10 protein-coding genes are annotated in these 11,623 nt (G+C 58.5%); 1 reads left to right on the top strand and 9 read right to left on the bottom strand.

Annotation, left to right across the window (positions count from 1 at the left end; translation table 11 throughout):
- Positions 1 to 582 precede the first annotated feature (582 nt).
- A complete protein-coding gene (locus P1S46_01835) occupies positions 583 to 1,566 on the top strand; it encodes an alcohol dehydrogenase catalytic domain-containing protein (protein ID MDF1535226.1) in 984 nt (327 codons plus the stop codon).
- 55 nt (positions 1,567 to 1,621) lie between these two features.
- Here the strand turns inward: P1S46_01835 and P1S46_01830 are convergent, their stop codons facing one another.
- The 9 genes from P1S46_01830 to P1S46_01790 form a co-directional block, all read right to left on the bottom strand.
- Positions 1,622 to 2,155 (bottom strand): shikimate kinase, encoded by a 534-nt coding sequence (locus P1S46_01830; GenBank protein MDF1535225.1) that lies wholly within the window; start codon positions 2,153 to 2,155, stop codon positions 1,622 to 1,624.
- A gap of 50 nt (positions 2,156 to 2,205) precedes the next feature.
- Complete coding sequence (gene aroC / locus P1S46_01825) at positions 2,206 to 3,363, bottom strand: chorismate synthase (protein ID MDF1535224.1); 1,158 nt, start codon at positions 3,361 to 3,363, stop codon at positions 2,206 to 2,208.
- A gap of 355 nt (positions 3,364 to 3,718) precedes the next feature.
- Positions 3,719 to 6,505, bottom strand: a complete 2,787-nt coding sequence (gene pilQ / locus P1S46_01820) for a type IV pilus secretin PilQ (GenBank protein ID MDF1535223.1) — start codon at positions 6,503 to 6,505, stop codon at positions 3,719 to 3,721.
- A complete protein-coding gene (locus tag P1S46_01815) occupies positions 6,505 to 7,044 on the bottom strand; it encodes a pilus assembly protein PilP (protein MDF1535222.1) in 540 nt (179 codons plus the stop codon). The genes pilQ and P1S46_01815 overlap by 1 nt, the downstream gene beginning before the upstream one ends.
- Before the next feature lie 2 nt (positions 7,045 to 7,046).
- Positions 7,047 to 7,628: a type 4a pilus biogenesis protein PilO gene (locus P1S46_01810; protein ID MDF1535221.1), complete on the bottom strand. Its 582-nt coding sequence runs from the start codon at positions 7,626 to 7,628 to the stop codon at positions 7,047 to 7,049.
- A 30-nt stretch (positions 7,629 to 7,658) separates the two neighbouring features.
- Positions 7,659 to 8,222 (bottom strand): PilN domain-containing protein, encoded by a 564-nt coding sequence (locus tag P1S46_01805; protein ID MDF1535220.1) that lies wholly within the window; start codon positions 8,220 to 8,222, stop codon positions 7,659 to 7,661.
- The gene (gene pilM, locus P1S46_01800; protein ID MDF1535219.1) at positions 8,219 to 9,277 is read right to left on the bottom strand and encodes a type IV pilus assembly protein PilM; all 1,059 of its coding nucleotides are present in this window, start codon (positions 9,275 to 9,277) and stop codon (positions 8,219 to 8,221) included. The genes P1S46_01805 and pilM overlap by 4 nt, the downstream gene beginning before the upstream one ends.
- Positions 9,278 to 9,289: 12 nt before the next feature.
- The gene (locus P1S46_01795; protein MDF1535218.1) at positions 9,290 to 9,511 is read right to left on the bottom strand and encodes a helix-turn-helix transcriptional regulator; all 222 of its coding nucleotides are present in this window, start codon (positions 9,509 to 9,511) and stop codon (positions 9,290 to 9,292) included.
- Between the two features lie 350 nt (positions 9,512 to 9,861).
- Positions 9,862 to 11,604, bottom strand: coding sequence for a pilus assembly PilX N-terminal domain-containing protein (locus P1S46_01790; GenBank protein MDF1535217.1), 1,743 nt, complete (start codon positions 11,602 to 11,604; stop codon positions 9,862 to 9,864).
- Positions 11,605 to 11,623 lie beyond the last annotated feature (19 nt).

Raw genomic sequence — 11,623 nt, 5'->3', positions numbered from 1 at the left:
CACAGACTTTGGTGATCTATCAGCAGTCATTGTAAGGAAAGGGAAAACGACGCTTTTCCCTTTCCCCAGGACATTAAGGAGCCAGGAAAAGTCCCGCCTGGACTTTTTGCGACCCTATCAAAGTCCCGTGTGTAAATTTCGGTAAAATCCGATAAAATCCCAGGTAAGTTGCGCTCGACAGTATGCCTTATAGCAAGCTGTCAGGTCCAGCCAAAATCCCCAAAATCCCCAGTTTCCCTTGGCAGACCCTCGCCCAGATAGACGAAGAGGTAAAGGCTACCGGTCGCGAACTGGATTTTGAGGTTGAGGTGTACATGTCCCACGTTCACGGCAGGGAACCTTTCCGGCACCAATCGGTCTTTGCCCCGGTGGTCAAAGGTTGATGACTTCGCAAAAAGACCATCAACGCGCCCCGTAACCCGGCCAGAGAGACCCGCGCCGGGTGTGCGACTTGCCTGCCAGGGGGAAAATGGGATAATGTTGTCTGCACACTTGCTCCCCATGCTTCGCCTGTCTTTCGTAGAGCAAGCTGCGGCCAGCGCACTCTGTAGTCCTTCCATAAAACGTTCACGGAGGAGCCAAATGAGAGCAGCAGTGCTGAATAATACAGCAGACCTTTCGGTTGTTGACCTTCCCGATCCGGTACCGGGGTCCGGTGAGGTGCTCATCGCCGTGACCCTGGCTGGCATCTGCGGCACTGACTATTCGCTTTATAAAGGGAAGTTCGACGTTCCCCTGCCGGTGATACCCGGCCACGAGGGGATTGGAATCGTTAAGGAGGTCGGCCCCAATGTATCGAAAGTTACTGCGGGACAAAGAGTTGTCATCCAACCCAACTTCTCCTGTTGGGATTGTGAACTGTGCAATTCGGGGATGGATAATATCTGCTCCGAAAAGATCCGTTTGGGAATCGACGCTAACGGCATGTTCGCACAGTACGTCAAGGTCCCTTCCAGGTACGTGTGGACTGTGCCGGAGAGCCTCGATGACCAGACTGCCGTCCTTACGGAACCTCTTGCAGTCGCCGCCCACGGCGTCAAGATACTGCCCCCGGCAGATGGGGACCGGGTCATGATCATCGGCGGCGGTGTCATCGGCCTCATGACGCTGCTGCTCGCCAAACTCGCGGGAGCGGAGGTGGGCGTTTCGGACCTTCTGGGCGAGCACCTGTCGCTGGCAAGTGAGATGGGTGCCGACAGCACATTCCTGGTCGGCGGTGAAAAGGAACCGGAGCCTTCCTCATTTGATCTTATCTACGAGACCAGCGGAGCGGCGGTCGGCCTTGCGGATGCCATCGGCCTGGCCGCACCGGGCGGGCGGATCGCGCTGCTGGGCCTTCCCGGTCCCGATCACCCGGTCTCCACCACCCAGATCGTCCGCAAGGAGCTTTCCATTAATGGTTCGATGATATACACCGACGAATTTCCCGGCGTCCTCGAGCTTCTCGAAAGCAGGCAGATCGACCCCACTCCCCTTATCTCAGACGTGATAGGACTTGAAGAGCTTGACAGTGCCATAAAGAACTTCCACGCACCGGACCGTTTAAAGGTCCTGGTGACTCCCTGAGGGGCATGGTTCCACTCAAACAAGTTCCCCTTTATATATTCCCGGACCCGTCAGGTCAGTGGAAATCCGTGTCGTCTGCTATTATCTCTAATATTTCTTCGACGACAGCCTCCGGACTTTTCCGGGAGGAAACTATTTTGGGGAACTGCCCGTAGCCTTTTTTCCTCTGCTGCAGCAGTTCGACGATATGCTCAAGGGGGTTCGGAACCAGGAGCAGCGGGCGCACATGGCTATCGCTTTCAGCGCGCTTGAGAATTTCCTCCGGCGTTGCCACCAGACAGAAGACCCGGCCTGTTTTGCCCAGGACGGCGGCATTGTCCCCATCCAGCATGAACCGCCCTCCGGTTGAGATGACCAGTCCGACCCGTCCCGCCAGTTCCCGGGCAAGATCGGATTCCATTTTTCGAAAGGCAGCCTCGCCCTTTTCATGAAAAAATTCGGCGATGGTCATGCCGATGCGCGATTCGATCAGCTGATCAGTGTCAACAAAATCATAGCCGATCCGCGTTGCCAGGGATCGGCCGACGGAAGTCTTCCCGGTCGCCATGAATCCGGTCAGAATGATGTTTTTATTGTCGTCATTTTGCATCGATTCGACTCAAATCAAGGATGGAAGAAACAACAGGCCGAGAACGGTCCCTACAGCTTTCTCACATACTCCTGGTACCCGCTGTAGTTGCGCTGCATCTCGTCCACGGAATCCCCGCCGAACTTGTCGCAGAAATGCCTGGCCAGCACCCACGCCACCATCGACTCGCCGATGACGCAAGCCGCCGGGACAGCCGTGACGTCTGACCTTTCCACGGCGGCTTCCACTTTGCGCTTGCTCAGAAAATGGACCGATCCAAGGGGAGACCTGAGGGTGGGTATCGGCTTCATGCCCGCCGAAAGAACGATGGGCTCGCCGTTGGATACGCCGCCTTCGATACCCCCGGCCCGGTTGGATTCCCTGAAAAACCCTCTGGGCCTGTCATAGGAGATGGCATCGTGGACTTTCGAGCCGGGAAGGTCGGCGCCCTCGAAACCGGCGCCTATCTGGACCCCCTTGATGGCCGGGATACTCATGATCGCGGCTGCGAGGTCCGTGTCGAGCCTGCGGTCCCAGTGCACGTAGCTCCCGAGTCCGACGGGGACACCGAAAGCCTGGATCTCGAAAACTCCGCCCAGGGTCTCCCCTGCCCGTGTCGCCTCCTCGATGCGCCGTATCATCTCCTTCTCGGCGTCCTTGTCGATGCAGCGGACGGGAGACTTCTCGGCCTCATTGGCCTCCTGGGGACGGGAGAGTGCTGTTTTATGGCGTGGTGATCCCCCGATTGAAAGGACGTGCCCGACGACCGTGATCCCGAACTTTTCCAGGATGATCCTCCCCACGGATCCAACTGCCACCCTGGCGGCGGTTTCCCTGGCGCTGGCCCGCTCCAGGACGTTCCTGAAGTCCTTGTGATCGTATTTTATCCCGCCGGGAAGATCGGCATGGCCGGGTCGGGGACTCGTTACAGCCCTGACGTCGATATTGCCTGATTCAGGACCCATGGTTTCCTTCCAGTTTTCCCAGTCCCGGTTCCGGATCCTCAGGGCCATGGGGCTGCCAAGGGTCCTGCCGCCACGCAACCCGGAAATGAACTGAACGCGGTCCGTCTCGATCTCCATCCTTTTCCCGCGTCCGAAGCCCTTTTGCCGCCTGGCAAGCTCCCTGTCGATGGCCTCCGTACTCAGTTCCAGCCCGGCGGGCAGCCCTTCGATGATGGCCACCAGGGATTCGCCGTGGGACTCACCCGCGGTAAGGAATCGCAGCATATTCCCTCCTTATTGATGGACTCGCGAATAGTTCATCAAATAGTTCACGCCTGTCAGGCGTGAGCTGGGGTGGGGGAGGGGTATCCATCCCCCTCCTCGTAAAATGGCTCGAGGAGACTTTTTACGACCCTGTCAAAATTGATGGACTCGCAAAAAGTCCATCAACGCGCCCCGCGCGGGGCGCCCAAATCAATGACTCACTCCGTAAGTCATTGATTTGTAAGGAAAGGGAAAACGACGCTTTTCCCTTTCCGTGGAGCGAAAAGTCCCGGATTGGACTTTTTGCGACTCTATCAAAATTAAAAAACGCATCCGCCGCTCATCGACGGATGCGTTCGTTACTCCTTCAGCAAGATCAGGATCCCACGATAGTGGCGTTGATGAAGATCAGAAGCTCGTTCCTGCTGTTGCTGGTGTTCTTGTTCTTGAACAGCCACCCTAAGATGGGCACCTTGGAGAAGAACGGCACGCTGCCCTGCCCGTCGGTTTCTTCCTCCGTGTAGACACCGCCGATAACGGCCGTCCCGTTGTTCTTGACGATGATCTTGGTATCCAGTTTGTGGGTGTTGATCCCCGTGAAGGTATTCCCTTCGAAACTGGCGGACGCGCCCTTGCTGTCCTTCTCCACCTTGACTTCCATGAAGATGTCCTGGTTGCTGGTCACCTGGGGAGTGATCTGAAGCTTGGTCTTGATGTCAGGGAAGGAAACGTCCGTGGTCGTGGTGGTTCCTGCGTCGCTCTGTGAGGTTGAGGACCGGTTCTCGGGGAACGGGTTGTTCACTTCGATGCTGGCCGTCTCGTCCTGGATCACCAGGAGGGACGGGCTGGAGATGATCCGGCCGTTGTTGCTCTGTTCCAGGGCGCTGAGCCTCAGATCCAGGTTGTCGAAGTTACCCACGCTACCGAAGGAAAATCCGAGAGCGGTCTGGGCGTTGGAGGCAGGCAGGTTAACCAGGGAGTTGGGCACGCCGGTACCTCCCGAATCGCCGAAGATCTGCGTACCACCCGACGTGGCGGACGCACCCCATTCGATACCCAGGTTCTTGATGTAAGACTCGTCAACGATGACGATCCGGGCTTCTATCCTCACCTGTGGTGTCGGGATATCCAGGGTCTGGACAAGTTCCTTGACCCGCGCCACGTTGGCTTCGATATCCTTGACGATGAGGGAGTTGGTCCTGGAGTCGGTGCTTATGGTTCCCCGCGAGCTGAGGAAAGAGCCCAGTTGGCTTACGAGGTCCTCCGCCTTGGAATAACTGATGGGGATGATCTCAAGGATGAGGTCCTCGACCTTGATCTCGGCCTCCTTGGACTTTAACGCGGCGAGTTTTTCACCCTCGAGAACAGCCCTGGGGGCAATGCGGACCACGTTGCCCTCGCGGATCTGGCCCAGCTGCTTGGTTTTGAGGATGATATCGAGAGCCTGGTCCCAGGGAACATCCACCATTCTCATGCTGATCTTGCCGCCGACGCCCTCAGCCGTGATGATGTTCAGTTCGCTGACCTCGGCGATGAGCCTCAAGACGTTGAGCAGGTCGGCGTTCTGGAAGTCCAGGGTGATCCTCTCGCCGGTGAACCGGGGACCTTCATCGGTCTTCATGGATATGGAGGTCGAGGTCGCTGCCTGTCTGGCCTGAGCCGGTTCCACGGGTGCGGGAGCCGCCGCGGCCGGTTCCGGACGGGCCATGGGCCTTTCCTCGGACATTACCCCGGACGGAGGCGCCGCCTCGGGTGCCGACGCTGTCAGGGAGATCGTCAAAGTTCCGCCGGTCTGGTCCACCTCGTAGGTTGTCCCTGCGGTGAAAGACAGGCTGACCCGGGCACCGTCAGCTCCCCGTGGGTTATAGGAACTCAGCGACTGCAGGGCCCCCTCCATGTCCCGGGTATCCTGGCTGCGCACCAGGCCTCTGGACAGGCTGACACCCGCCAGGTCCACAAGGAGGTGGCCGGCATCGGGCTGGGTAATATTGTAATCCACCGGGGTATCGGAGATGATGAGCACAGCCCCGCCCGCAGCCTCCGCCCGGTACCTGATGTCCGTAACAGCGTTGCCGCCGACAGTTGCGGATGGTGTAACAACAGGAATAAGGGCTGGGGCTGGCGCGGCCTCAACAGGAGCGGGAGTCACCTCATCGGCCGCTCCCGCGGCAGGTTCAGGCTCGCCCTGGACAGGTTCTTCACTTTCCACGGTTTGCGGAACCACGGGCGCCGCTGCCACGGCGCCTTCACCCAGTCTCAGGACAAGTTCGGAGCCCACCGATTCCAGAGCGTAGGGTGGCACAGCCTCACCGTCAAGATCCAGGACGAAGCGCAGCTTGTTCTGGTCGTAATGCTCACCGACCCGTATGCGGCTCACCCCGCCCATCTCCACAGGGATACGGCTGGGGGCGAACCCCTTGGCCACTCCCTGGACGTCCAGAACGAGCCGGGTGGGGCCGGTAAGGTCCATGGTCCTGTAGTCGGCTACCGTCCCGTCGGCCGCGAACCTGACTGTGAGCCCGCCGTCGGTTTCCTCGAACAGAACGCCGTTGATAAATCCGGCCGGGGACAGGGGCTCAGCGGCAGGGGCGGCCCCTTCAACCATGGGGGCTCCGGTCAAGGACTCCTCACCTGGTACAGTGAGTTCGACGACCTCCACATCCTGAACCTCCATGGGCTGGAGCTCCGAAGGCTGCTCAACAGCCTCCAGAGCCGCCCCCTCAGCAACCGTGACCGGCTTGAGGAAGTCGATGATAATAGTGCCGTCGGACCGCGATGTCTCGTAATCCCACAGTTCCACCAGGGAGATCTCGAGCCGGCCGATCCGGCCGGAATCCTCGTCGAACTGGATGGGGCTTACCGTGGATACGTTGCCCAGATCCACAGCGATCTCCTCACCGAGCCCGGTGACGTCGGCATCGGCCAGGTCCACGATGAGCCTCAGCGGCTCGGAAAGCCTGAACACCGTATAGGCGAGGGTCGTGGACCCTTCGATGTTCAGCCGCACCCTGTCAGGCAGTTCCTCTCCGGTCACCGAGACGACGCCGGCGACAGCCGCCTCCTCCACGGACGCGCGCATCTGGCTCCCGGGAGCCGCGCACCCGCTGAAGGCCAGGGCGAAAGCCACCAGTACCCACGGTAGTTTAGCCATCGAAAGCTTCATCACAGACTCTCCCCTTCTTTCTCGCGTAGCCTGAGAACAGTTTCCTGTTTGAACTCTTTTCCCAGGTAATCCTCGAACTGTTCCTCCACGATCACTTCCGTGGAGGTCAACCTGACGATCTTCCCTTTGTGCCTCCCCATGGGTGTGCCCACCGAAACGATGTGGACTTTCCCGTCCGGGGTAATGACGTTTGCCACTGACCTTTTCCCCATGAGGATGATCCCCTCGACACGGATGTCGGTGACCGGGATCCTCTGAAGAGGTGTCAGCGATTCCTCGGGCGCCCCTTCCTCGGCCTGCTTCACCCTTAGCAGGGATCCGAAGGGACTGCGGTACCCGGCGGGGTTGTACCTGAACACCTCGACCTCCCCGGCCTCTGCCACCGCTTCGGCCTTGGGCGGCGCGGCTTGCTGGGGCTTGACCGCCACGGGGGCCTGTTTCGGGGGCGGGGGCGGGGCCTTCCTGCACGCCGGAGCCGCAAAAAGTCCGACGCCCAGGACCAGCAGGAGGATCGCCGTCAGGCGTGTCGGGATCGTCATGCTCAACCCCCCTTCTCCATGTACCTGTAGGTTGTCGCCAGGGCGCTGATGTCCAGGATGATCGCTCCTGTCCTTCCGTCCTCCTTGGCGTTTCCTATGGTGATGTCGCTGACGTTGATGATCCTCGGCAGCTTGCTCACGGCGTCGAGGAACATCCCCATTTCGTGATAGCCGCCCTTGACCTTCACCGATATGGGGACCTCGGCGTAAAACCCTTTGTCCACGTCGTTGCTGGGCTTGATGTAGAGCACTTCGAGTCCGTTAATGGCGCCCAGGTTGCTTATGGTCTCCAGGAGGTTGGGGATCTCACGGCTGTTAGGAAGCTCCTGGACCACCTTGCTCAGCCGGAGGTTCAGCTTTTCCACCTCTTCCTTGAACCTCGGCAGGTTCCGGGCGATGGCCTCGTTCTCGTTGAGCTTGGCCTGCTTGTTGCTCAGGTCGCCCCGCAGGCGGTCGATGGTCTTAGCCTTGCTCCGGTAAAAGCTGTACCAGTATCCGCCAACGATCAGCACGGCTACCAGCACCACCAGGCCGAGCTTTTTGACCGGTGACAGGTTGGTGATGGTTTCAACGTCGATTGCCATTCCTAAGCCCTCCCTGGCTTGGAAAATCCGTTACGCGCCGGCACCCGGGACAACCAGCAGCCGGATACTGAAATCGTTCACCCTGACCGAGCGGCCTCCAAGCTGCATCTCCTTCTGGCTTGTCTGGTCGAGCCGGATATCGTCGAAATAGACGGAAGCCTCCAGGTTGCGCATGAAGCTCGCGATGTCATCGGTTGAAAGCGACTTCCCCCTCAGGATCAGCGTGTCGGCACGCTGCTGGTAGAACTCCACCCAGACCTGGCTGGGCAGGGCCTTGTTGAGCTCGTCCATATAATGCACCTGGACCTGACGGCCCTTCTTCAGCTTGTCGATGACCTCGATCTTTCCCTCGAGGATCTTCTTGTCCTTCTTGAACTGCTCCACCTCTTTTACGATCTTGTCGAGCCGCCGGATGTCGTCCTCCGCCTGGGTGATCTGCATCCTCAGGTTCTTGATCTTCTTGCTGGTGGTGGAGTGCCAGTAGAATACCCCTATAAAGACAAGGATCAGGATCAGGACGAAGAACATCTGTTCTTGCCTGGCGCCCATGCGGCGCCGCTCTTCCCGGACCGGTAACAGGTTGATCTTTATCATCGGTCATGCGCCTTTCTGATGGCCAGACCCACGCCGATCCCCAGCATGGGCGCCGCATCCTCGATCTCAGCGGGATCGAACTTCTTCCTGTTATAGACGATGGCCTCCATGGGGTTGACCAGCTCCACCTGGATCCCAATCCTCCGTTCCACGGCCTGGATCACCTTGCCCACCTTGGCGCCGCCGCCGCAAAGGGAGACGCGGCTGATCTGGATGTCGGGGTTCGAGGAGTTGAAAAAGTCCAGGGAGCGCTGGATCTCCTGTCCCAGGTTGTCCGAGATAACGCCCAGGATCGGCTCCACATCCTCGGGCCCCTTTTCCCCCACAGGCTCGCCCTTCTTGAGGATCTCGGCCTCGTCGTAGCTGACCTGGAGCTGCTTCTGGATCGCCTCGGTGAACTGGTTGCCGCCCACCGAGATATCCCGGGTGAATATGGAGACCCCGTCCCTGATGATGTTGATGTTGGTGGTGGAGGCCCCCACATTGACCAGGGCCACCACGTCCTCGGGGTTCATGACGTAGTTGGTCTCGTACATGTTCTGAAGAGCGAAGGCGTCCACGTCCACCACCACGGGGTTGAGGCCCGCTTCGGTCACCACGGTGGTGATGTCGTTGATGACGTCCTTTTTCACCACCACCAGGAGGACCTCCATCTTCCCCTCGCCCTCGACCGTGCCCATGATGACGAAATCCATGTTGACCTCGGAGGCGTCGAAGGGAACGTACTGCTCGGCCTCGAACTGGATGTTCTTCTCCAGTTCCTCTTCCGTCATCTCGGGCACCTTGATCTTCTTGATGATGACCGAGTGGCCGGATACCGAGACGGCGACGTCCTTGATCTTGAGCTTCATCTCCCGGATCATGTCCCGGAGAGTGTCGCTGATAACGCCGGCGTCCATGATGGCGCCGTCCACGATGACCTCCTGGGGGAGCGATCGCACGCCCATGTTCACGAGACGGTACCCTTTCCCAGTCTCCTTGAGCACGACGAGCTTGACCGAACTGGAACCGATGTCCAGCCCGGCTAACGGTTTCGAACCACCAAACAGTGCCATCTGACTCCTCCCCTACTTCAGGAACACCCTGTCCCGTTCGTCCAGGGTCAGGCCGAGGGCCTTGATGATCTTCCGCATGGTCTCCATACGGCACGGGTACCCCTTCTCCACACGGTCGATGGTAGGGATGGACAGGTCGGCCGCCTTGGCAAGCTCGGACTTGGACATCAGCTTGGCTTCCCTGATGTTCCTGACATTATTGGCTTTGAGCTTCACCTTGCTCCCCTTTTTCATGGTCTTCCCCGAATCAAAAATAAAGACAAATTTTGCATAGTTTATCTAAATTTCACAAAATTTGTATAAACTTTAGAAAACAAAAAAACGTTTGTCAAGAGTAAAAAATGGAAAAGGTTTACTTTTTCAGGTTGTTGGGGCGATTACTTCAAGGAAAAGCCCAAGATTTAGTATTTAACTGCCTGTTTGAACACTATATTTTGTAGAAAACCCCGCAAACTACCATATGTAGTGTACGGGGTTGGGAGCATACCTTTCACGGGCCATCAGCTTCGCATAAAGCTACGGCTGACAAGCGGTTCTCGGTTCCAGGTTTTCTTTGGACTCTGGACTTTGGACTTTGGACTGCTCTAGTACACCCTCCTCCACTCCCGCTTGTCCAGTAAGAACAGGTCGGATCCCCCCGGCACACCCATGGGCCGGTACATCTTGAGATTGGGGACCTGGAAGAGGTCCGGTACCTGCTCGAAATTCGCGGCTTTGGTGATGGTCGTCCCGGCCAATGAAGCCTGCCCCATGAAGGTTGTCTCGTTCCCCGCGAAGTAGAACCCCGTAAAGAAGTCACTCGGCCCCCCGTTGAAGGTGATATTCCCGGGGGTGATGACACCGAGGCTGTTGATGTCATCGCCGGTGTCCCCCTTCAGGTACCCGGAACCCGCAGGCGGGGCGAAAGTCCCGTTGAACAACATGTTGCCATTACAGAACATGGTGGAGCCTGTCGTCTGGGCGAAGGCGGGGCCCGGACCGTAGGCCTCGTATTCAATGTCATCCTGGCCGTTGCCTTTTCCGATTTGCAGATCCCCTTCGATGACCACGGTGCCCTTGATAGTCAGTTTTCCATAGGTTCCCGCGGCCGGATCCCAGAAGATCCCGTTGCCCAGACCGTCGCTGAAGGCGAAGGCGGCCGTCGAGCTGTCGATGAGATTCGCTGAACCGGCTATGGTACTGGCGTCAAAAACGACACCCACGCTGTCTGACGCAGCCCAGCAGCCCTCGCCGTTGGCCCAATCCGCGTAAAGGGAGGTGGCCACCGCCGCGTCGCTGCCGGTATAACCCTGGGTGGTGATGCAGTTGTTTATGAACGCCTCGCCGAAACCCGCGGGCGGTTTCCCCTTCAGGCCATCCAGGACATTGGGCATGGGCACATCCGGCACCTCCTGCTGATAGTCGTCGATGTAATGGGGATCTCCCCAAAGCCCCGCAGCCTGGTTTTCACCGTCCACGTAGACCCCTGCAAGGGATCCCTTTACACCCGTGGAGGTGTCCATAACAGAGTCGCCGAGCTGAGTTGAAGCTGCGTCAACTTCGAGATTACCTCCATTGACGCGGACTTTCGCTTCGAGGTCGTATTCAGGTTTGAGGAGACTTTCAAGGTTGCCGGTCATGGTACCGCCGGGCCAACTTCCGCCGCCGTATAAATTATGGATATTGTTGTTTGCGCCCAGGGAAAGGGTTCCCCTGGAATAGATGGACCCGGCGATATTGACGCTTCCCTGCGGCTTGCCGTGAATCCCCGAACCGCTGAAAATGGCGTTGTCGTAAGGGGCCACGTTGTCCACCCGCAAATAGTACTCCACGGCGGCGGTGCCACCGTTGCCGTAGGCGTGGGAAAGCACCCACACCTCGTTGTCCCCCAGGTTGTAGATGTAAAGGTCGAAGGTGCAGTTGTTCACCGTGTGGCCGCCCCCAAGGGTAACTTTCTTCAGGTTGCCGAGGGCGTCGTTGCCGTCGATGTACATAGCCAGGTTCCGTACGTCCGGGTCGAAGGTGGTGCCGCCGGACATGGTGGTCATGGTAACCGATTCGCTCCAACCGGCGACGGTGGTGTTGCCCCATGGACTGCCTGTCGAGGTGTCGTTCTCAAAGTCTTTTATCAGCATGAGAAGGCCCCGCTCGAGGCCCGCCTCGGCGGCGTAAAACACCTGGGATGAGATCTTCTGGTTGCCCGCCATCTTGATCTCCACGATGGAGGTGTTGAGCACCATGGTCCCGAGCACCGTGAGCACGGTGATGAGGAACAGGGACAGGACCAGGGCGGTGCCACGCTGACCGCGGGAGCTTTCATGACAGTACTGTTTCTTTTCCGTCGACATCACGACAAACCCTCCCTGA

It is taken from the genome of bacterium, from assembly GCA_029210545.1.
Lineage (GTDB): Bacteria > BMS3Abin14 > BMS3Abin14 > BMS3Abin14 > BMS3Abin14 > JARGFV01.
The sequence above is the reverse complement of the archived record's forward strand: the minus strand, read 5'-3'. Positions and strand labels throughout refer to the sequence as shown.

Bases quoted from the DNA above. Each gene is read 5' to 3' on its own strand.
- P1S46_01835 (MDF1535226.1), top strand. From the start codon at position 583: ATGAGAGCAGCAGTGCTGAATAATACAGCAGACCTTTCGGTTGTTGAC.
- P1S46_01815 (MDF1535222.1), bottom strand. From the start codon at position 7,044: ATGACGATCCCGACACGCCTGACGGCGATCCTCCTGCTGGTCCTGGGC.
- pilQ (MDF1535223.1), bottom strand. From the start codon at position 6,505: ATGAAGCTTTCGATGGCTAAACTACCGTGGGTACTGGTGGCTTTCGCC.
- P1S46_01830 (MDF1535225.1), bottom strand. From the start codon at position 2,155: ATGCAAAATGACGACAATAAAAACATCATTCTGACCGGATTCATGGCG.
- aroC (MDF1535224.1), bottom strand. From the start codon at position 3,363: ATGCTGCGATTCCTTACCGCGGGTGAGTCCCACGGCGAATCCCTGGTG.
- P1S46_01805 (MDF1535220.1), bottom strand. From the start codon at position 8,222: ATGATAAAGATCAACCTGTTACCGGTCCGGGAAGAGCGGCGCCGCATG.
- P1S46_01795 (MDF1535218.1), bottom strand. From the start codon at position 9,511: ATGAAAAAGGGGAGCAAGGTGAAGCTCAAAGCCAATAATGTCAGGAAC.
- P1S46_01790 (MDF1535217.1), bottom strand. From the start codon at position 11,604: ATGTCGACGGAAAAGAAACAGTACTGTCATGAAAGCTCCCGCGGTCAG.
- P1S46_01810 (MDF1535221.1), bottom strand. From the start codon at position 7,628: ATGGCAATCGACGTTGAAACCATCACCAACCTGTCACCGGTCAAAAAG.
- pilM (MDF1535219.1), bottom strand. From the start codon at position 9,277: ATGGCACTGTTTGGTGGTTCGAAACCGTTAGCCGGGCTGGACATCGGT.